The sequence below is a fragment of the Sphingomonas sp. Leaf32 genome (assembly GCF_001421765.1).
In the GTDB taxonomy this organism is placed as follows: domain Bacteria; phylum Pseudomonadota; class Alphaproteobacteria; order Sphingomonadales; family Sphingomonadaceae; genus Sphingomonas.
In genome coordinates, this window is record NZ_LMLA01000001.1 from 252,789 (window position 1) to 273,565 (window position 20,777).

Sequence of the window (20,777 nt, forward strand, 5' to 3'; positions counted from 1 at the left end):
TTTCCCGCTAATTTAATGTCATTTTCTGGTTAATTAATTACACAGACAGTCAGCGCACCAACATGACATTACTATAATGTGACATTCATGTCACATTCATGTTGCGAAAAATGATTGGTGCGCTGACGTGCCTTGCCTCATGCCCCGGACCGATATTTTCTGCCGTTAATCCGGTGCGTTTGTACCGGGCAAAACGGGGCAAAATATGAAATTCAACCGCTTTCTGGCGGCGACCGCGCTTGTCAGCGCCGCATCGCTTCCGCACGCCGCCTTCGCACAGTCGAGCGAGCTTCCCTCCGAAATCAATACCCAGGACTGCACGACGCAGGAGCGCAATGCCGACGGCACCTGCCCGAAGCCGGCCGCAGACGGGGAACAGGGCGAGGTCATCACGGTCACCGGATCGCGTATCGCGCGTCCGAACCTCGACACGACCGTCCCGGTGACGTCGGTGTCGGCACAGGAGCTGTTCGACACCGCCAACCTGTCGCTGGGTGATGAAATCAGCCGCCTGCCGCAGTTCCGGTCGACCACGACCCAGGCGAACTCGACGCAGTTCATCGGTACCGCCGGCATCAACTCGCTCGATCTGCGCGGCCTCGGCACTGCGCGCACGCTGGTCGTCGTCAACGGCCGTCGTCACGTCACCTCGTCGCCGGGTGCCTATACCGTCGACACCAACACCATCCCGAACGCGCTGCTGGAAAAGGTCGACGTCGTTACCGGCGGTTCGTCGGCCGTCTATGGCTCGGATGCGATCGCGGGCGTCGTGAACTTCATCCTGAAGCGTGATTTCGAAGGCGTCGACCTGCGCGTGCAGGGCGGCGTGACCGATCGCGGCGATCGCGGGTCGCAGACGGTCAACCTGGTCGTCGGCAAGAACTTCCTCGACAACCGCCTGAACGTCGCCGTCGCGCTGGAATATGCGCATCAGGAAACGCTCCTGATGTCGGATCGCAACGATCAGACCGGCGCGTTCACCGGCGCGCCCGGCTTCTACACGACGCAGGCGACCAGCCGACTGGTCAACGGCGTGCTGGTCAACGAACCGGCGGCGGGTGACGGCATTCCCGACACCACCTTCATCGGTGTCAACGGCGGCCCCTACCCCGGCGGCACGATCGTCGGCGGCAGCCGGTTCGGTTCGATCTCGCTCGGCGGCACCGTCGCCACCAGCTGTATCGCGCTGACCAACGCGAACCAGACCAATCCGCTGGTCCTCAACCGCCGTTCGGCGGTCTGCACCGGTGGCCGCAGCCCGACCTCCGGCGTCGAACTGTCGGACAACTATGTGTTCCTGCCCGACGGCACGCTGGTTCGCGATCGTCCGACGACCGACCTGCGCCCGAACGGCGGCGGTCGCTTCGGCGGCCTGACCGCCACCGGCCTGGAAGGCGCGATGCTGCTGCCGGGTCTCGATCGCTATGCCGCGAACCTGCTGCTGAACTATCAGGTGTCGTCGGCGTTCGAGCCGTTCTTCGAAGGCAAATATGTTCGCATCACTGCGAACCAGACCTCGACCCAGCCGACCTTCGTCGCCGGCACGCTGTCGCCCAGCTTCACGCTGGACAACGCGTTCCTGTCGAACCAGGCCCGCCAGACGCTGCAGACGATCCTCGGCACCACGTCGACCACCGCCGCCTTCACCATGCAGCGGTTCAACAACGACCTCGGCACGCGGTCGGAAGAGCATCTGCGCGAAACCTACCGCTTCGTCGGCGGGTTCCGCGGCGACCTGTCGTCGACCGGCAACGTCCGCTACGAAATCGCGGCGAACTATGGCCGCACCTCGACCTATTACGAGACCGGCGGCAACGTGCTGATCTCGCGCTTCAATGCGGCGAAGGACGCGGTCCGCAACGCGGCCGGCCAGATCGTCTGCCGGGTGAACGCCGACACCAACACCGCCAACGACATGCCGGGCTGCGTACCGATCAACCTGTTCGGCGAAGGCAATATCTCGCAGGCGGGCAAGGACTATGTCCTCTTCACGTCGTCGCGCAAACAGTGGGCCGAACAGATCAACGCGGTCGGCTTCATTTCGGGCGACACCTCGGGCTTCTTCAAGCTGCCCGGCGGCGCGGTCGCGGCATCGGTCGGTGCCGAATATCGTCGCGAAGACGCCTATTCGGCGTTCGACCCCGTTACCCAGTCGGGCCAGACCTTCCTGAACAGCGCGGCGACCTTCGATCCGCCGGCGGTCGAGCTGTACGAAGGGTTCGGCGAAGTTCGCGTTCCGCTGCTGGCCGACCTGCCGTTCATCCGCGAACTGACGCTGGAAGGCGCTGGCCGTTTTTCGAAGTACAGCACGGCGGACAAGGGCGTCTGGGCCTATAACTATGGCGGCATCTGGTCGCCGTTCCGCGGGCTGCGCCTGCGCGCCAGCTATGCCCGGTCGGTCCGTCAGGCAAATCTGGGCGAATTGTACCAGACCCGGGCACAGACCTTCGCCAACGGCTTCGTCGATCCGTGCAGCCAGGGCAGCCCGATCACGTCGAACCCCAACCGCGCCCGCAACTGCGCCGCGGCGGGCGTGCCCACCACGCTTACCTATGTCGACGATGCCGGCGTCAGCCGGACGATCCCATGGGTCAACACCCTGCCGTCGGGCCTGTCGGGCTTCAACCAGGGCAATCTCAACCTGCAGCCCGAAGTCGGCAAGAGCCTGACGCTGGGCGCCGTGTTCGAGCCGAGCTTCCTGCCCGGCTTCTCGCTCACGGTCGATTACTACAACATCAAGGTGGAAAACGTGATCTCGGGCCTGTCGGGTCAGGGCATCATCGACCGCTGCTATGACGATCCGGTCGGCATCAACAACCCGTTCTGCTCGGCGGTCTTCCGTCGCAGCGCGCCGGGTACGATCGGCGACCAGACCTTTGCCGGACAGAATGGTCGCAACCTCGATGGCGTAGCCGCGGCCAATTCGCAGCTTGCCGTTACCGGTCCGGGCTTCCTGAACCAGCCGTTCAACTATGCAATGCTCAAGACGTCGGGCATCGACGTCGAACTCGGCTATCGTCGCGAGATCGGCGAGTTCAACATCTCGACCCGCCTGTTGCTCAGCTGGCTGCAGAAGCGTGAATCGTACCTGTTCATCAACGAACCGTCGCGCTCGACCCGTCTGCACGGCACGCTGGGCGATCCGGAATGGCAGGCGAACTACAGCTTCGACGTCCGCTATCGGAACTTCGATTTCGGCTATGACGTCCGCTTCATCGACAAGATGACGGTCGGTGCGTGGGAAACCCAGTTTGCGTGGCAGGGCCGCCAGCCCACCAATGCGGACGCGTTCCCGTTCAAATGGTATCCGAGCACCTTCTACCACAACATCCAGCTCGGCATCCGGGCGAACGATCGCTTCCGCCTGTTCGCGGGCATCGACAACATCCTCGACACGCTGCCGCCCTATGGCCTGACCGGCACGGGTTCGGGCAGCGGGGTCTACTCGATCGACGGCCGCTCGTTCTACGCAGGCGCGCGCGTCACCTTCTGATCGGGCTCGCCCGGTACGATCCTGGGGGGCGGTCCAGCCGGGCCGCCCCTTTTTTTGTCGATTGAACAATGCTGGACCTGATCGCCTGCTTGCGCGAAGACGTCCGCATGACCGCCGAACCCGTTTCGATTCCGCTCCTCACCGAGCTGGGCCAGTCCGCCCGCACCGCAGCACAGGCGCTGGCGACGACGCCGACCGCCGCCAAGGCCGACGCTTTGCGCGCGGCCGCCGCCGCGATCCGGGATGACGCGCAAGCGATCCTTGCCGCCAATGCGCGGGACATCGCCTCGGCCGAAGCGAATGGCCTCTCGGGCGCGATGCTCGACCGGCTGCGGCTCGATCCTGCCCGGCTGGAGGCGATGGCGGCGGGGGTGGAGGCGGTGGCCGCGCTGCCCGATCCGGTCGGCGACGTGATCGACCGCAGCGAACGGCCGAACGGCCTGACCCTGTCGCGCGTGCGCGTGCCGATCGGCGTGATCGGCATCATCTATGAAAGCCGGCCCAACGTTACCGCCGATGCCGGCGCGCTGGCGGTGATGGCGGGCAATGCCGCGATCCTGCGCGGCGGGAGCGAGGCGATCCACAGCAACCGCGCGATCCACGCCGCGATGGCGCGCGGGATGGCGAGTGCCGGCCTGCCCGACGGCGCGGTGCAGCTGATCCAGACGACCGATCGCGCGGCGGTCGGCGCGATGCTGACGGCGGAGGGGATGATCGACCTGATCGTCCCGCGCGGGGGCAAGAGCCTGGTCGCGCGCGTGCAGGCGGAAGCGCGGGTGCCGGTGCTGGCGCATCTCGACGGCCTCAACCACAGCTATGTCGACCGCGCCGCCGACCCGGCGATGGCGCAGGCGATCGTGGTCAACGCCAAGCTGCGCCGGACGGGGGTGTGCGGCGCGACCGAGACGCTGCTGATCGACCGCGCCTATGCCGATCCGCTGCCGATCCTGTCGGGGCTGATCGCCGCCGGGTGCGAACTGCGCGGCGATGCCGAGGTGCGGGCGCTGCATCCCGACATTCTCGAAGCGAATGCCGACGACTGGGACACCGAATATCTCGACGCGATCCTGTCGGTGAAGCTGGTCGACGGGGTGGACGCGGCGATCGCGCATATCGCGGCGCACGGGTCGCACCATACCGATGCGATCATTACCGAAGACGCCGCGACCGCCGAGCATTTCCTGGCGCGGGTCGATTCGGCGATCGTGATGTGGAACGCCTCCACCCAGTTCGCCGATGGCGGCGAATTCGGGTTGGGCGCGGAGATCGGCATCGCCACCGGACGGCTGCACGCGCGCGGGCCGGTCGCGCTGGAGGGGCTGACGACGTACAAGTGGATCGTGCGGGGCACGGGACAGACCCGGCCTTGATGGCATGAGCCGCATCGGGCTGCTCGGCGGGTCGTTCAACCCGGCCCATCGCGGGCATCGCCGCGTGTCGCTGGCGGCGAAGCGCGCGCTGGCGCTGGACGAGGTATGGTGGCTGGTGTCGCCGGGCAACCCGCTGAAACCCGCCGCCGGCATGGCGCCGTTGCCTGCGCGGCTGGCCTCGGCGCGGCGGGTCGCGCGTCATGCGCCGATCCGTCCGACCGCGATCGAGCGGCGGCTGGGCACGCGCTATACGGTCGATAGCTTGCGCAAGCTGGTGCGGCTGTACCCGCAACATCGCTTCATCTGGCTGATGGGGGCGGACAATCTGGCCGACTTCCACCGCTGGCGGAACTGGCGCGGGATCGCGCGGACGGTGGCGATTGCGGTGATCGCCCGTCCGGGCTATGAGGGTAAGGCCCTCGCTAGTCCTGCGATGGGTTGGTTGCGGCGCCATGCGCGGCCCGCAGGCCAGGCGAAACGATGGACGATGTGGAGTTTGCCGGCACTGGTCCGTTTGCGCTTCCGTCCCGATCCGACGTCGGCGACCGCAATCCGCGCCGCCGATCCCGCCTGGCACCGCCGGATGATCCCGTCCGACCGGTCCGGCGCACAGGCCCCTGAAAGCTGATGACCTTGCCGACCCCTACCGACCAGAGCGATGCCATGAACGAGACCGAAGCGCTGCATCGCATGGTGCTGGCCAGCCTCGACGACGACCAGGCGGTCGAGACGGTGTCGATCCCGCTCGCCGGCAAATCGAGCATCGCTGACTACATGGTGATCGCCAGCGGCCGGTCGAGCCGGCAGGTGGCATCGATGGCGCAGAAGCTGGCCGAGCGGGTGAAGGCCGAGTTCGGGCGCCCGTCGCGCATCGAAGGACTGCCGACCGCCGACTGGGTGCTGATCGACACCGGCGACGTGATCGTCCACCTGTTCCGCCCCGAGGTTCGCACCTTCTACAATCTGGAGCGGATGTGGGCGTTCGGCGACACGCTGAACCCGACCGCGCACGCCTGAACCGGACACGCCCGTGCTGCTGCATATCGTCGCGCGCGGGCGGATCGGGCGCAGTCCCGAAGGCGAGCTGATCGACCGCTATCTCAAGCGGGTCAGCTGGCCGACGAAGATCACCGAACTGCCCGATACCGGGGGCAAGGTGCCGCCGGTGGAGCCGGGCACGCGGATCGTGATGCTGGACGAAAAGGGCCGCGACCTGCCGTCGATGGCGTTCGCGACGCAGCTGGGCCGCTGGCGCGACGACGGCGTGCGCGAGACGCGGTTCCTGCTGGGCGCGGCCGATGGCTTCGACGATGCGCAGCGGGCGCAGGCGGACCTGTTGCTGGCCTTCGGACGGGCGACCTGGCCGCATCTGATGGCGCGCGCGATGCTGGCCGAACAATTGTGGCGCGCGGCCAGCATCCTGGCCGGCCACCCCTATCACCGCGAAGGATGAGGCGCGTCGTCGCCCTGGCCGCCGCGCTGGCCGCACTGGCGGGGGCCGCAGCCTGGGGCAGGGACGATCCGGTCGCCGCCGGGCGCGAACGGCTGTCGATCGCCCGGCGCGCCGCCACCGAGGCCGCCGTCCGATCCCGGCGGCTGGAACAGGCGGCGCGAGCCGCACGCGCGGGGGCCGAGCGGACGCGGGCGGCGCAGGCGGCGCTGGCCGGACGCATCGCCGCTGCCGAGGCGGATCGACAGGCGGCGCAGGCACGGGTGGCGCTGGTCGGGGAGTTGCTGAACCGTCGCCGCGCCGATCTGGCGGCACGGCAGGCACCGGTCGCGCGACTGGTCGGGGCGCTGCAGTCGCTCGCCACGCGGCCGGCATGGCTGGCGGTGGCGCAGCCGGGATCGACCGACGATCTGGTCCATGTCCGCGCGGTGCTGGGCACGGTGGTGCCGGTGATGCAGCAACGCACCGCGGCCGTGCGCGCGGGGGTTGCGGATGCCGCACGGCTGCGATCGCAGGCCGGGGTCGCGCTGTCGGTGCTGGCGGCCAGCAACGCGCGGCTGGAGGGCGAACGGCTGGCGCTGGCCCGGGCGGAGGCGGCGCAGCGGCTGCGCTCACGCGAACTGGCACGCGGGGCGATGGTCGAATCGGACCGGGCGATCGCGCTGGGCGAACAGGCGCGCGACATCGTCGACCGGCTGGAGGAACTGGGCGAGGCACGCGACACCCGCGCCGCGCTGGCCGCGCTGCCCGGGCCGCTGCCCCGCCCCGAAGCGACCACGCCGGCCCTGCCCCCGCCCGCCTATCGCCTGCCGGTCAAAGGCGCGGTCGCGACCGGGTTCGGTGAGATCAGCAACAGCGGGGTGCGTGCGCGCGGCCTGACGCTCACCGTCGCGCCGGGCGCGACCGTCGTCGCCCCGGCACCCGGGCGGATCGCGTTCAGCAAGCGGTTTCGCGGCTATCGCCGGATCGTCATCCTCGACCATGGCGATGGCTGGACGACGACGATCACCGGCCTTGCCGCCAGCGTCGCCCCGGTCGGCGGCCGGGTCGTCGCCGGCACGCCGATTGGCCGCGCGCCGGGCGGGGACGCGCCACCGGTCACGATCGAACTGCGTCGGCGCGGCGTACCGGTCGACCTGGCGGCGATGCTGTAAGAGTCCGTTTGAAAACGCGCCGACGCGTGTTTCGAAACAGCCTCCAGAGTCTGATCCATCTGCCTGGAAACGTCGCCCCAGCGAAGGCTGGGGCCTCGGGCGGCTCCTGCTGCCCGCTGCAACCGGGAGATCCCAGCTTTCGCTGGGGTGACGCCTGTTTCAAACGAAGTGGATCAGGTCCCAGGACGCCGCCGAACCAGCGCCATTCGACCGGGCGCTACCGTCAACGGCCGTGTAACCGTATATTATCGGCTTGCGGTCCATATCGTACCGAACAACGGATTCGGAAGGACGGCAACATGCACTCGATCAACCGGATGGTGCTGGCGGCGATCGCCACGATCGCGCTGCTGGTGCTGGTGTCCGCCGGTACGAGCATGTGGTCCAACGGGCAGCAGGCAACGGCACGCACGAACATCACCCATGGCTCGGCGCTGCTGCGCAACCACATGACCGCCGACATGATGCATGACGCGATCCGGGGCGACGTCCTGTCAGTGCTGCGGGCGGCCTCGACCGGCGACCTGGACCTTGCCGCGAACCGTCAGGCGCTCACGGAGGATTCGGCGGCGTTGCGCAAGGCGCTGCTGGCCGATGCCGCCTATGCCGATGCGCCGGAGATCGCGGCACAGGCCCTGCGTATCCAGCCGCTGGTCGACGCCTATATCGGCACCGCCGGGCGGATCGCCGAGGCCGCCGCCACCGATCCGGCCCGCGCCAGCGCGCTGCTGCCCGGCTTCCTGACGGCGTTCGAGACGCTGGAGGGCGGCATGAGCACGCTGTCCGACACGATCGAGGCGCATCTGACCGATGTCGGCGAACAGGCGTCGGCCACCGCCAGTCTCGCCAGCCTGCTGCTGGGCGTGACGACCTTCGCGACCTTTGCGGTCATCCTCGCCATCGGCCTTGCCACCCGCCGCGTCGTGGTGGCGCCGTTGCTGGCATTGGTCGATACGCTCAAGCGGATGACGTCGGGCGACATGGCCGTCACCGTCCCCGCCGCCGGACGTCGCGACGAACTGGGGCAACTGGCCGGCGCGACGGAGGCGCTGCGCGATCAGCTGGTCACGGCCGAGCGGGCCAAGGACGAACAGACGACGCTGATCGTCGACAGCTTCGGCACGGCGCTGGCGCGTCTGGCGGAGGGCGATCTGGTGTCGCGGGTCGATGCCGACCTGACCGGGCCGTTCGCGGGGATCAAGGCGGACTTCAACGCCGCCGTTGCCGCGTTGCAGGCGACGCTGGCCACCGTGACCGAGGCAGCGAGCAGCATCAACAACGGCGCCGACGACATCCGCCAAGCGTCCGACGACCTGTCGCAACGCACCGAACAACAGGCCGCCAGCCTGGAAGAGACGGCGGCAGCGATGGATGAGATCACTTCGACCGTTCGCGAAACCGCCGCCGGCGCGGCACAGGCCAACCGCATCGTCCGCGATGCCCGCGCCGAGGCCGACCAGTCGGGCGACATCGTCCGCCGCGCGGTGGAGGCGATGCGCGGCATCGAACATGCCTCGGCAGAGATCAGCGACATCATCAGCGTGATCGACGGTATCTCGTTCCAGACCAACCTGCTGGCGCTGAATGCCGGCGTGGAGGCCGCGCGCGCGGGCGATGCGGGCAAGGGTTTCGCCGTCGTCGCCAGCGAGGTGCGCGCGCTGGCCCAGCGATCGGCGGAGGCGGCGAAGGATGTGAAGACCCGCATCGTCGCATCCTCGACCCAGATCGGCACCGGCGTGCAACTGGTGGGGGAAACCGGGGATGCGCTCGGCCGGATCATCCACCGCATCGGCGAGATCGACGAACTGGTTGCCCATATCGCGGCCTCCGCCGAACGGCAGGCGACCGGCCTGCACCAGATCAATACCGCCGTGTCGGAAATGGACGGCATGACGCAACAGAATGCGGCGATGGTCGAGGAAGCGACCGCCGCGGTGCGCAACCTCGCTTCCGACGCCGACGGCATGACCCGGCAGATTACCAGCTTCCGCCTGGGCGACACCGCGCAGCGCCCCGCCCCGTCCCGCGCTCCGCAGGGCAGGCCGTCGAGCGTCGTCCCGATGCGCCCGCGCACCGCCGGCAACGCCGCGCTGGCCGTGGTCGAGGACGACTGGTCGGCCTTTTGAGGGCAGCCGAGGGCGATCGTTTCCATTGCGCCCCTCCCCGACAGAGACGGGGGTCGTATCGCCCGCTGAACCGGGTCCCGCTTCGAGCCGATGGTGGAAGCCTGTCCTGTCGCGTGAGACAGCGCTTTGATCGCGGCACGTTTTACCGCTAGTGTGACAAACGTACCGCAGTCGAAAGCATCCAAGCGTTTATGCGTAGGTCCCGTTCGTTCTTCCAAGCCACCGCCATCGTCGGCGCGCTGGCGCTGGTTCCCGTCGCCACCGGCGCGATGGCGCAGGCCGATGCCGGCAGCTTCCGCGAACTCGACAATTTCATGGACGTCTATAACCGGGTGAAGGCGAGCTACGTCGACAAGGTCGACGACAAGACGCTGATGGAAGGCGCGATGCGCGGGATGCTCGCCGCGCTCGACCCGCATTCCAGCTATCTGGATGCCAAGGATTTCGAAAACCTGCGCATCGCCACGACCGGCAATTATTCGGGCCTGGGCTTGTCGGTCACGATGGAGGACGGCGCGGTCAAGGTCATCACCCCGACCGAGGATACGCCGGCCGCGCGCGCCGGCATCAAGTCGGGTGACTATATCACCCATGTCGACGGCAAGCTGATCGTCGGCGGGACGCTGGACGAAGCGGTCGCGCAGATGCGCGGGCCGACGGGATCGAAGGTGTCGCTGACCATCGTGCGTCCGGGCCGCGACAAGCCGATCGAACTGACGCTGGTGCGCAGCACGATCGTGCAGAAGCCGGTGAAGTGGGAAGTGAAGGACGGCATCGGCGTCATCAACATCAACACCTTCAGCGAGACGACCGGCGCCGACACCCGCGCCGCGATCGCCGGGATCGACAAGGCGCTGGGCCACAAGCCCAAGGGCTATATCATCGACCTGCGCGACAATGGCGGCGGCCTGTTGAACCAGGCGATCGAGGTGTCCGACACCTTCCTGGCACGCGGCGAGATCGTGTCGCAGCGCGGGCGCGACAAGGCCGATACAGAACGCTATTTCGCCGAGGAAATGGTGCCGGGCGACCTGGCGCAGGGCCTGCCAATCATCGTGCTGACCAATCCGGGTACGGCATCGGCCTCGGAAATCGTCGCCGGCGCGCTGCAGGACCATCACCGCGCGATCGTGATGGGCGAACGCAGCTTCGGCAAGGGGTCGGTCCAGTCGATCTTCGACCTGTCGAAGAACACCGCCGTCCGCCTGACCACCGCGCGCTACCACACGCCGTCGGGCCGGTCGGTGCAGGAAGGGGGCATCGATCCCGACTTGAAGGTGCCGCAAATCTCCGACCCCGATTACAAGAGCCGCCCGGTCTATCGCGAGGCCGATCTGCGCCGCCACTTGGTCAACGAGGCCGGAGTCGACGACAAGACGCTGACCGAGGATACCAAGGACGATCCGCGCTTCGCCGAAAGCGCCGAGTCGCTCAAGAAGCGCGGGATCGACGATTTCCAGCTCTATTACGCGTTGCAGACGATGGGCCGGGTCGGGCCGACGACGCGGATGGCGGCGGCCCCCGTGGCCAAGCCGGCCAAGCGCTGACGCCATGCGGGCCAACGACCTGCCGCTGGCGCGCTGGATCGCGCTGCTCCTGCCGCTGACGCTGATCGGCGGTGCGCTGGCGTCGCAATATCTGGGCGGGCTGTATCCGTGCGAGATGTGCCATTGGCAGCGCTGGCCGCATTATGCCGCCATTGCGCTGGCCGCGCTGTCGTTCGTCGTGCCGCGTACGTCGGGCAAGCGGGTGCTGATCGTGCTGGCCGGGATCGCGATCCTCGTCAGCGGGCTGATCGGCGTGTTCCATGCCGGGGTCGAATATCATTGGTGGCAGGGGGTGACCGCCTGCGCCAACACGCTCCATGCCAGTGGCGGCGACCTGCTGGCGGCGATCGTGGCGCAGCCGGTGGTGCGCTGCGACGTGCCGCAATGGACGTTCCTCGGGATTTCGTTGGCCGGGTTCAATGCGATCCTTTCGATCGGTGGCGCGTTGGCGGTACTGGTTCTGGCGACACGGAGGCGGACATGAGCAAGTGGCGACCCGGCGATCGGCGGCCCGGCGGCCTGGAATCGATGATCCGTGTCGATCAGGCGGGCGAATATGGCGCGACCCGCATCTATGCCGGGCAGCTGGCGGTGATGGGCGACCGCAGCCCGATGTCGGCCGCGATCCAGGGCATGGCATTGCAGGAGGCGGAACACCGCGCCTATTTCGACGCGCTGATCGCCGAACGGGGCGTGCGCCCGACTCTGATCCAGCCGTTCTGGGACGTGGCCGGCTTCGCGCTGGGCGCGGTGACGGCGGCGATCGGGCCGGAGGCGGCGATGGCCTGCACCGCTGCGGTCGAAACCGAAATCGACAAACATTATGAAGATCAGCTCGCCGAGCTGGGCGACGATCATCCAGCGTTAAGCGACGCGATCGCAAGGTTCCAGGCCGAGGAACTGGAGCATAAGGAAGCGGCGTTGGCGCATGGTGCCGAACGGGCACCCGCCTATCCGTTGCTGTCGGCGGCGATCCGCGCGGGATGTCGCGTCGCCATCGAAGTTTCGAAACGTATTTGACCGACCGGGCGTTACCCCGGCAGGAGGACCTGATGACCCGCTTTCTTCTGGCCGGTGCCGCCGTTTTCGCCGCCTTCACCCTGCCCGTCGCCCCTGCCGCCGCGCAGGTGCAGAATGGGACGCTGGTGATCTACGGCAACGACAAATGCCCGACCAATGCGAGCGGCGAGGAAATCGTCGTCTGCGTCCGCCGCAGCGAACGCGAACGCTTCCGCATTCCCAAGGAACTGCGCGACGGCGAACCGACCCGCGACGGCGAAAGCTGGGCGACGCGGGTCGAGGACAACCTGAATGTCGGCGGCAGCGGGACCGGTAGCTGCTCGACTGCCGGCGTGGGCGGGCAGACCGGCTGCTTCATCCAGCGCGCGAATGCGGCGCGGGCGGAACGGCGGGCGCGGCAACAAGCGGAATCGAGCGTTCCGCTGCCCTGACGCCCCCGGCAAGGGGTTACGGGATGGACATGCCGCCGACGCCGCCCGCCCATGTGCAGGTCGTGACGCAGCAGTTGCTCGACTGCGGCATCCGCAGAGGCGACTTTACGATCAAGGGTCGGGGACAGGCTGCCACGATCCTGTTCAAGCGGCTCGACGCGACGCCCGACCGACTCGACTGCATCCGTGCGGCGGTCGGCCCGGCGATGGTCGAGTTCGAAAGCGCGGCGCTGGAGCAGGCATATGAGGAGCGTCTGTTCGAAGCAGCACGGCCGGCGATGCTGGCCCATGCCAAAGCCGAACTCGAAAAACATGGCGCCCTGAAGAACTTTCCCGAGCGATCGGCCTACGCGTCCGATGCGCTGTTCGCCGAGGCGCTGGAGCGGCATTGCGGCCTGAGGCCTGGCGCCTTCTTTGCGAACAGCCAGGGAGGATTGATCGTGCAGCCGGCGCTCCCGTTGCTGGAGGGAGGGTCGGACCCGAAATTGTCCTGCCTGATGTCGGCGGTCATGTACGTCACCGCCAAGGGTGAGGGTTTCAGTTTCGGCGTGATCGGTAACGAGGCCGAGACGCCAGAGCGATGATCCGTTGACGCCGTGCCGTCCTCCACGGCGGAGGTACGGCGATGCGTTGGTTGGTGACGGGCCGTTGGACACCCCGCCCGCAACACGAGCTTACCCGCCCAGTACGTGCATCCACATCGGCTTGCCCAGCACGCTGGCCGAGCTTTCCAGCTTCTCCAGCGCCTGCGCGACGCAGCGTTCCGGGCCTTCATGGGTGACGATCGCCACCAGCACGCTGCCGTCGGGATTGGCGCCACGCTGCATCAGGCTTTCGATCGACACGCCGGCATCGCGCATCGCGGCGGCGATTTCGGCCAGCACGCCGACCTTGTCCGCCACCTGCAACCGGACATAGGCGCGCCCGCGCCGCTCGCTTGCCCGTTCCGGCGTGGCGGCGGTCAGCAGCGCGGCGGGCATCGCATAGGGCGGACCGAATTCGCCGCGCGCGATGTCGATCAGGTCGGCGACCACCGCGCTGGCGGTCGGACCGTCGCCCGCGCCACGCCCCTGGAAGAACAGCCGCCCGACAAAATTGCCCTCGGCCACCACCGCGTTCAGTGAGCCGGTGACATGCGCCAGCGGATGGTCGAGCGGCACCAGATGCGGATGCACCCGCTGGAACAGCCCGTGCGGCCCCGCCTCGCCCACGCCGACCAGCCGGATGCGATAGCCGAGCGCCGCCGCCTCGGCGATGTCGGCGGCCAGCACGTGGCGGATGCCGGTCACCGCCACCGCATCGAACGCGGGCTTCGTACCGAAGGCGATGCTGGCGAGGATCGACAGCTTGTGCGCGGCATCGACGCCATCGATGTCGAAGCTCGGGTCCGCTTCGGCAAAGCCCAGCGCCTGCGCCTCGGCCAGCACCTCGGCGAAGTCGCGGCCTTCGGCCTCCATCTTCGACAGGATGAAGTTGCAGGTGCCGTTGAGGATGCCGAACACCTGCGAGATTTCGTTGGCGGCCGCCCCTTCGCGCAGGCCCTTGATGACCGGCACGCCGCCGGCCACCGCCGCTTCGAACTTCAGCGCCACGCCCTTGCCCTCGGCGGCCTCGGCCAGTTCGAGGCCGTGGTGCGCGATCATCGCCTTGTTGGCGGTGACGAAGCTCTTGCCCGCCGCCAGCGTCCCTCGCGCCAGCGTCAGCGCCGGACCGTCCGACCCGCCGATCAGCTCGACCACGACATCGGCGTCGCCGGCATGGACCAGCGCGGCGGTGTCATCGACCCAGGGGTAGCGCGACAGGTCGACGCCCCGGTCGCGCGTGCGGTCACGGGCCGATACCGCCACGACCTCGATCGGGCGCCCCGCGCGCCTGGCGATCAGGTCGCCATTGGTTTCGATCAGCCGAATGACCCCCGCGCCAACGGTTCCAAGGCCGGCAATGGCGACGCGGAGCGGTTCGGTCATATCTTCCTCTGGTTTCACACGTAACAAAATTGCGGCCGGGGCAGTGCCCCGGCCGATTTCATGTCTCTAATGGTTAGGATGCGAGAGGGGAAGGCTCCTGAGTAGCCGTTGAGCCTGTCGAAACGGCGTATCGAAGGACCATGCCGGGCGGTCCTTCGATACGCGCCTTCGACTTCGCTCAGTCGCACTCAGGACGAACGGCCTTCCCGATCACGCTTTGATAAGGCCGATCTCGACCAGCCGCTGATACAGATAGTCGTGCGCGGTGATCGGCGTTTCGTAGCGGTTCGGCCGCTCCTCGCTCACGCAACCCGGCAGCGTCTCGATCAGGAAATCGGGTGCTGGATGCAGGAAGAACGGCATCGAATAGCGCGAATGGCCGCGGCGTTCGGGCGCCGGATTGACGACGCGGTGGGTGGTCGACGGCAGGACGTGGTTGGTCAGCCGTTGCAGCATGTCGCCGACATTGACGACCATCGCCCCGGGCGGCGGTGCGACCGGCAGCCAGCGACCGTCGCGGTCGAGCAGTTCGAGACCCGCTTCCTCCGCCCCCAGCAACAAGGTGATGAGGTTGATGTCCTCATGCGCGCCCGCGCGGACTTCGGGGGCGTCGGCCGGCACCGGCGGATAATGGAGCAGGCGCAGGACCGAATTGCCGTCCTTTACCGCGCGGTCGAACCAGTTCGGTTGCAGCCCCAGATAGCGCGCGATCGCCGACAGCAACCGGTCGCCCGCCGCATCCAGCGCAGCGAACAGGTCGAGGAACGCCTGCCGGAATCCCTCGGGCCGGTCGGGCCAGACATTGGCGGGCATGACGTCGCCATAGCGGTGCCCGCCGGCAAGCTCGCGGCCGACATGCCAGAATTCCTTCAGGTCGACATGGGTCGCGCCCTTGGCGATCTCGGTCTTGAACGGGGTATAGCCGCGCGCGCCACCGCCGCCCTCGACGAAATAGCGGCGCTTTTCCTCTTCCGGCAGGTCGAAGAACGCCTTGGTCATCGCCCAGGCGCGCTCGATCACCTGGCTGTCGACACCGTGGTCGGACACCATCGCGAAGCCGAAGCGTTGGAACGAGCCGCCGAAGTCACGGGCGAAGCCGTCGGGGTCCTGCTCGGCCTGCGCCATCGAAATCAGCGGAACCTGCGAAAGCGGCGTGTCGGCCATGAGTCTCAACATCCTGAAAGATACGGGTACAAGCGATGAAGATAGACATGCGCCGGGCGGACGAACAGGGCCATCCTTTGCGTGACCCGGCGGACGACATGGGCCATGGAGGCACCGTTATGTCGCAGACCATCGAAACCGCCGCCGAAACGTCCACGTCCGCCCCGTCGGCCGACCGGTCCCCGCTGCCGTTCGGGGAATTCGTCACGCTGATCGCGGCGCTGATGGCGCTGACCGCGCTGGGCATCGATTCGATGCTGCCCGCCCTTCCCGCGATCGGCGCCGCGCTGGATGTCGCCGAACCCAATACGCGCCAGTTCGTCATCACGTCGTTCCTGATCGGCTTTTCGGTGGCGCAGCTGGCCTATGGTCCGCTCGCCGACCGGTATGGCCGGCGGCCGGTGCTGATCTTCGGTCTGGTCGCCAGCGCGATCACCAACCTGATCGCCGCCATTTCGGGCAGCTTCGTGCTGCTGCTGATCGCCCGGCTGGCGTCCGGCGCGGCGGTGGCCGGGGCGCGGGTGGTGACGGTGGCGCTGGTGCGCGACTGTTATTCGGGCCGGGCGATGGCACGGGTGATGAGCCTCGCCTTCATCTTCTTCATGGCCGCCCCGGTGCTGGCCCCGTCGTTCGGCGAACTGGTGCTGGCGTTCGCGTCGTGGCGCTGGATCTTCGGCGGGATCGCGATCGTTACCGTGCTGATCCTCGCCTGGTTCGTGCTGCGGATGCCGGAGACGCTGCCGGTGTCGGAGCGCCAGCCGCTGCAGCCCAGCCGCATCCTCGCCGGGTACAAGGTGGTGCTGCGCGATCGCTATGCGGTCGGCTACACCATCGCCGCCGCGTTGCTGTCGGGCGGGCTGTTCGGGTTCGTCGGATCGATCCAGCAGATCATGGAGGTGACGTTCGAACGCCCGAAGCTGCTGACAGTCGCCTTCGCCTGCGTCGCGGGCACGATGGCGGCGGGGTCGTTCTTCAACTCGCGGATCGTGATGCGCTTCGGCACCCGGCTGATCTCCCACGCCGCGCTGCTGGGGCTGGTCGCGGTCGCCGCCGTCCATCTGACCGTCACGCTGGCGGGCGTCGAATCGCTGGCCAGCTTCATCGTGCTGCAGGCGCTGATGATGGCCTGTTTCGGCCTCGCCACCTCCAACTTCTCCGCGATGGCGATGGAGAATATGGGATCGATCGCCGGCACCGCATCGTCGTTGCAGGGGTTCGTGTCGATGCTGGGCGGCGCGGTGCTGGGCGCGATCATCGGCCAGTCGTTCGACGGGACGACGGTGCCGCTGTATGGCGGGTTCCTCGGCCTCGGGCTGATCGCTCTGCTCGTCGTGTTTCGTACTGAACATGGCCGCCTGTTCCGTCGGGGATAGGAACCCGCGCGACCGCACGCGGGTTTCCCTTGCCTGACTGGATAGGAGACGTGCGATGGGCGGGCATCAGGTGAACGGACAAGGCACCGGCGACGACGGCTATGACGAGGACGGCTATGACGAAAGCCAACGCGCTGAAATCCTGGAAGCGACGCGCGACGGACCGAGCGACGGCACGATCCTGACCGACCTCGAACCCGATCTCGGCGCGTCCGATGACGCGGATGAGGACGAACTCGACATGGTCGACGACGAACTCGCCGAGGAGGATGACGACATGACCGTCACCGGACAGGGCGACCAGGATGAGGACGAGCTTCAGGAAGATTTCGACGAGGACAATCTCGCCGAGGACGGTGACCTGAACGATGCCGATGGACAAGCGGTCAAGCCGTGAGGATCGCGGGCGGAGCCGCGCTGGTGCTGTTGCTGGCCGGATGCGGCGGTAGCGAACCGGGGGCAAATGAAGCGGTAGCGAATGCCGCCGCCCCGGCCGAACCAGTTCCCGCCGCCGGAGCGCCGACGCCGGTGACGCCCGCGACCACCATTCCCGCCGGTGAGGGCATTCCCGGCGTAAGCGCACCGCCACCCTCCCCCGCGCCCTCGCCCGGCGATGCGACCGCCGAACCGGGTGCGGAGGCGGCGGCACAGGTGCTGCGCGACTATTTCGCGGCGATCGGCGACCGGCGGTTCGGCGATGCGTGGCGTCTCTGGGGCGGCGGCGGGCAGGCGTCGGGCATGACGCAGGCGGCCTTCGCCCAGTCCTTCGCCAAATATGCCGATTATCGCGCGGCCATCGGCGCACCGGGGCGGATCGATGCCGGCGCGGGGCAGCGTTATATCCAGATTCCCGTACGGGTTACGGGGAAGCTGCGCGACGGTACGCCGGTATCGCTGGCCGGTCCGGTCACGCTGCACCGCACCGGCGATATCGATGGCGCGACCGCCGAGCAGCGGGCGTGGCGCATCTCGGACAGTGGCCTGAAGCCCCGTCCGGTATCGGAGCCGATCGTCCCGCAATGACCGCCCCCCGCTTCACCCGGTCGATCACCGCCAGCACCGACGACATCGACGAACTGGGCCATGTGAACAACGCCGTCTGGGTCCGCTGGATACAGGAAGTCGCCGTTGCGCATTGGAGCGCGGTGGCGACCCCCGAACAGCAGGCAGCCTATGTCTGGGTCATCACCCGCCACGAGATCGACTATCGCGGCAATGTCGCCGCCGGGGAGACGGTCGTCGCCGAAACCTGGGTCGGGGAAGCGCCGCGCGGCGCGCGGTTCGACCGGCTGATGCGCTTTACCGGCGCGGACGGTCGGGTGAAGGTCGATGCCCGGACGACCTGGGCAGTCCTCGACCGGCAGACCGGGCGGTTGGTCCGCGTGCCGACGGACGTTGCGGAGCGGTTTCTGGGCTGACCGTCGTCACTCCCGCGCAGGCGGGGGTCCATACACGCTGGCGTCGCGACCCTTTCATCAACGTCGGCGCATATGGATTCCCGCCTTCGCGGGAATGACGAAGGTGGCTCCCCGGAAGTGAGGAGCCACCTCACATCACCGCAGCAGGAAGCGCACCGACACGGTCGCGGTCAGGTCCTGTTCGCCCGCCGCCAGCGGCGTCGAATCCGCCATCTTTGCCGTGCGCAACGACGCCATCATCGGCATCGCGATCGGCGGCTGCTCCCCGCCATTCTCGACGATCGACACGATCCGGTCGACGCGCATCCCGGCGGCCTTGGCATAGAGTTCGGCCCGTGCCCGCGCCCGGCGGATCGCGTCGGTCCGCGCTTCGTCCAGCGCGGCATCGGCGGCGTCGACCGAGAGGGTGGGACCGTCGATCTGGTTCGCGCCCTGCGCGACCAGCGCGTCGAGGATCGCCCCGCTCTTGGCCACGTCGCGGAAGCGGACCGACACGCTGTTGCTCGCCTGATACCCGGTGATCGCCGGCGGCTGATTCTCGGCATAGCGATATTGCGGCTGGAGCTGGATCTGAGCCGTCTGAAGGTCGCGGTCGGCGACACCGGCCTTGCGCAGCGCCGCCACGACGCGGGTCATTCGCTGCGCATTGTCGGACAGCGCGGCGGCGGCGGTCGGCGACTGGCTGACGACCCCTGCCCGAATCGTCGCGATGTCAGGCACGCGCGTCGCCTTGCCTTCGGCCACGACGTCCAGCAGCGTCGCATCGGTCAGGATCGGCGCGGTGACGGGCGCGACCTGTTGTGCGGCGGCAGGCAGCGCGCCGGTAACGGCGGCCAGGATCAGGGCGGAACGGAGCATCGGCACATCCTTTTGAAACAACGTCGCAATGACCGGGTGGTCGTTACGGCTCCGCGTCAAAACGCAGGCTGAACGCAAACGATGCAAGGCTTGTCGTTCTTATCGAAAAACGCGATGTGTATGCTTGAGAAAGGTGCTGTATTGAGATAATACAGCGCGGCCGGGGCTGGGGGCCTCCAATGGGATGGGGTGGATGAATTACGAATCGACGTCGATCGCGGGGGACCGCCCGATGCTGACCGGACCGGAGGGCCAGCCGCGGTCGCGCCGCCGCGCCGTGGTGATCGGGATCGTCGTCATCCTGTTGGTCGTGGTCGGCGCCTTCTGGGCATTTGGCCGCAAGAGCGGCACCGCTCCGGCCGCAAAGGGACCGCCCGCCGCCGCATCGGCCGGCGCGCTGCCCAAGGTGACGGTGGTCACGCCGGGCCGCGACACGGTGACGCGCACGGTGACCGGTACCGGATCGCTGGCCGCGCGGCGCGAAATGCCGGTCGGCGTCGTCGGCGAAGGCGGCCTGGTCACCCGGGTCCTCGTCGAACCGGGTAGCTGGGTGGGTGCCGGACAGGTCCTCGCCACCGTCGACCGTTCGGTCCAGGCGCAGACCGCCGAGTCGCTGGCGGCACAGGTCCGCGTGGCGCGCGCCGATGCCCAGATCGCGCAGACCGAACTCGACCGGTCGAAGCAGCTGGTCGAGCGCGGTTTCGTCTCGAAGGCCGACATCGACCGCAAGACCGCGACCCGCGACGCCGCCAATGCCCGCGTCGGCGTGGCGCAGGCGCAGCTGGCCGAAACGCAGGCGCGCAACCGCCGGCTCGACATCCGCGCGCCGGCCGCCGGACTCGTCCTGACCCGCGCGGTCGAACCGGGACAGGTGATCGGCGGGGGCAGCGGCGTGCTGTTCCGCATCGCGATGGGCGGGCAGATGGAAATGCGCGCGCAGCTCTCGGAAGCCGATCTGGCATCGGTCCGGGCGGGCGTGCCGGCAGAGGTGGTGCCGGTCGGCGACACCCGCGTGTTCAAGGGCGAGGTGTGGCAGGTGTCGCCGGTGATCGACCCGCAGACACGACAGGGCATCGCCCGCATTGCGCTGCGCTACGATCCTGCGCTGCGCCCTGGTGGCTTTGCCAGCGCCCGCATCGGCGCGGGCGCGTCGACCGCGCCGCTGCTGCCGGAATCGGCGGTGTTGAGCGACGACAAGGGCAGCTATGTCTATATCCTCGACGCGCAGGACAAGGCCGTGCGCCGCGACGTCCGCGTGGCCGAGGTATCGGACGAAGGGGCGCTGATCGCCTCGGGCCTGATGGGCGACGAACGCGTGGTGGCCAGCGCCGGTGCGTTCCTCAATCCGGGGCAGCAGGTGGTGCCGGTCCGCGCCGCCGCCGCGCCGACACGCAAGGAATAGCGCC

General features: G+C 68.1%; 20 protein-coding genes. 17 read left to right on the forward strand and 3 right to left on the reverse strand.

Translation table 11 applies throughout. The annotated features are described in order from the left end of the window. The first annotated feature begins 205 nt into the window (after positions 1 to 205). The 12 genes from ASE83_RS01165 (at position 206) to ASE83_RS01220 (ending at position 13,175) form a co-directional block, all read left to right on the forward strand. Entirely contained in the window at positions 206 to 3,493 is a 3,288-nt protein-coding gene (locus ASE83_RS01165) for a TonB-dependent receptor domain-containing protein (RefSeq protein WP_055787066.1), read from the forward strand. A gap of 107 nt (positions 3,494 to 3,600) precedes the next feature. Further along, entirely contained in the window at positions 3,601 to 4,863 is a 1,263-nt protein-coding gene (locus ASE83_RS01170) for a glutamate-5-semialdehyde dehydrogenase (RefSeq protein WP_055787746.1), read from the forward strand. A 4-nt stretch (positions 4,864 to 4,867) separates the two neighbouring features. Next, the gene (locus tag ASE83_RS01175; protein WP_055787064.1) at positions 4,868 to 5,491 is read left to right on the forward strand and encodes a nicotinate-nucleotide adenylyltransferase; all 624 of its coding nucleotides are present in this window, start codon (positions 4,868 to 4,870) and stop codon (positions 5,489 to 5,491) included. 35 nt (positions 5,492 to 5,526) lie between these two features. Next, positions 5,527 to 5,880 (forward strand): ribosome silencing factor, encoded by a 354-nt coding sequence (gene rsfS / locus ASE83_RS01180; protein WP_055757643.1) that lies wholly within the window; start codon positions 5,527 to 5,529, stop codon positions 5,878 to 5,880. Between the two features lie 13 nt (positions 5,881 to 5,893). Beyond that, positions 5,894 to 6,316: a 23S rRNA (pseudouridine(1915)-N(3))-methyltransferase RlmH gene (locus ASE83_RS01185; protein ID WP_055787059.1), complete on the forward strand. Its 423-nt coding sequence runs from the start codon at positions 5,894 to 5,896 to the stop codon at positions 6,314 to 6,316. Then, the gene (locus ASE83_RS01190; RefSeq protein ID WP_055787057.1) at positions 6,313 to 7,467 is read left to right on the forward strand and encodes a murein hydrolase activator EnvC family protein; all 1,155 of its coding nucleotides are present in this window, start codon (positions 6,313 to 6,315) and stop codon (positions 7,465 to 7,467) included. Before ASE83_RS01185 ends, ASE83_RS01190 begins: the two co-directional genes overlap by 4 nt. A 299-nt stretch (positions 7,468 to 7,766) precedes the next feature. Continuing rightward, positions 7,767 to 9,593, forward strand: coding sequence for a methyl-accepting chemotaxis protein (locus ASE83_RS01195; RefSeq protein ID WP_055787054.1), 1,827 nt, complete (start codon positions 7,767 to 7,769; stop codon positions 9,591 to 9,593). 191 nt (positions 9,594 to 9,784) lie between these two features. Beyond that, positions 9,785 to 11,140 (forward strand): S41 family peptidase, encoded by a 1,356-nt coding sequence (locus ASE83_RS01200; protein WP_055787050.1) that lies wholly within the window; start codon positions 9,785 to 9,787, stop codon positions 11,138 to 11,140. A gap of 4 nt (positions 11,141 to 11,144) precedes the next feature. Continuing rightward, positions 11,145 to 11,624 (forward strand): disulfide bond formation protein B, encoded by a 480-nt coding sequence (locus ASE83_RS01205; protein WP_055787048.1) that lies wholly within the window; start codon positions 11,145 to 11,147, stop codon positions 11,622 to 11,624. After that, positions 11,621 to 12,160: a demethoxyubiquinone hydroxylase family protein gene (locus ASE83_RS01210; protein ID WP_055787045.1), complete on the forward strand. Its 540-nt coding sequence runs from the start codon at positions 11,621 to 11,623 to the stop codon at positions 12,158 to 12,160. The genes ASE83_RS01205 and ASE83_RS01210 overlap by 4 nt, the downstream gene beginning before the upstream one ends. A 32-nt stretch (positions 12,161 to 12,192) precedes the next feature. Next, positions 12,193 to 12,591, forward strand: coding sequence for a hypothetical protein (locus ASE83_RS01215; protein ID WP_055787042.1), 399 nt, complete (start codon positions 12,193 to 12,195; stop codon positions 12,589 to 12,591). Between the two features lie 23 nt (positions 12,592 to 12,614). Then, the gene (locus ASE83_RS01220) at positions 12,615 to 13,175 is read left to right on the forward strand and encodes a hypothetical protein (RefSeq protein ID WP_055787039.1); all 561 of its coding nucleotides are present in this window, start codon (positions 12,615 to 12,617) and stop codon (positions 13,173 to 13,175) included. A 90-nt stretch (positions 13,176 to 13,265) separates the two neighbouring features. Here ASE83_RS01220 and ASE83_RS01225 read toward each other — a convergent pair whose 3' ends face one another. Together ASE83_RS01225 and ASE83_RS01230 are read right to left on the reverse strand one after the other, a co-directional pair. Continuing rightward, complete coding sequence (locus ASE83_RS01225; RefSeq protein ID WP_055787036.1) at positions 13,266 to 14,558, reverse strand: homoserine dehydrogenase; 1,293 nt, start codon at positions 14,556 to 14,558, stop codon at positions 13,266 to 13,268. A 210-nt stretch (positions 14,559 to 14,768) separates the two neighbouring features. Then, positions 14,769 to 15,722 (reverse strand): isopenicillin N synthase family dioxygenase, encoded by a 954-nt coding sequence (locus tag ASE83_RS01230; RefSeq protein WP_055787033.1) that lies wholly within the window; start codon positions 15,720 to 15,722, stop codon positions 14,769 to 14,771. A 35-nt stretch (positions 15,723 to 15,757) separates the two neighbouring features. Here ASE83_RS01230 and ASE83_RS01235 point away from each other — a divergent pair, with 35 nt between their 5' ends. From ASE83_RS01235 to ASE83_RS01250, 4 genes are read left to right on the forward strand one after another with little or no spacing between them, the layout of a single operon-like run. Further along, positions 15,758 to 17,095: a multidrug effflux MFS transporter gene (locus tag ASE83_RS01235; protein WP_235513164.1), complete on the forward strand. Its 1,338-nt coding sequence runs from the start codon at positions 15,758 to 15,760 to the stop codon at positions 17,093 to 17,095. Between the two features lie 55 nt (positions 17,096 to 17,150). Next, complete coding sequence (locus ASE83_RS01240) at positions 17,151 to 17,492, forward strand: hypothetical protein (RefSeq protein ID WP_055787030.1); 342 nt, start codon at positions 17,151 to 17,153, stop codon at positions 17,490 to 17,492. Then, the gene (locus ASE83_RS01245) at positions 17,489 to 18,118 is read left to right on the forward strand and encodes a hypothetical protein (RefSeq protein ID WP_055787028.1); all 630 of its coding nucleotides are present in this window, start codon (positions 17,489 to 17,491) and stop codon (positions 18,116 to 18,118) included. The genes ASE83_RS01240 and ASE83_RS01245 overlap by 4 nt, the downstream gene beginning before the upstream one ends. Next, positions 18,115 to 18,513: an acyl-CoA thioesterase gene (locus ASE83_RS01250; RefSeq protein ID WP_055787025.1), complete on the forward strand. Its 399-nt coding sequence runs from the start codon at positions 18,115 to 18,117 to the stop codon at positions 18,511 to 18,513. The genes ASE83_RS01245 and ASE83_RS01250 overlap by 4 nt, the downstream gene beginning before the upstream one ends. A 135-nt stretch (positions 18,514 to 18,648) precedes the next feature. Here the strand turns inward: ASE83_RS01250 and ASE83_RS01255 are convergent, their stop codons facing one another. Next, positions 18,649 to 19,371, reverse strand: coding sequence for an SIMPL domain-containing protein (locus ASE83_RS01255; protein ID WP_156352579.1), 723 nt, complete (start codon positions 19,369 to 19,371; stop codon positions 18,649 to 18,651). A gap of 193 nt (positions 19,372 to 19,564) precedes the next feature. On the opposite strand from ASE83_RS01255, the gene ASE83_RS01260 reads away from it, so the two are divergent. Next, entirely contained in the window at positions 19,565 to 20,773 is a 1,209-nt protein-coding gene (locus ASE83_RS01260; protein ID WP_055787022.1) for an efflux RND transporter periplasmic adaptor subunit, read from the forward strand. Positions 20,774 to 20,777 lie beyond the last annotated feature (4 nt).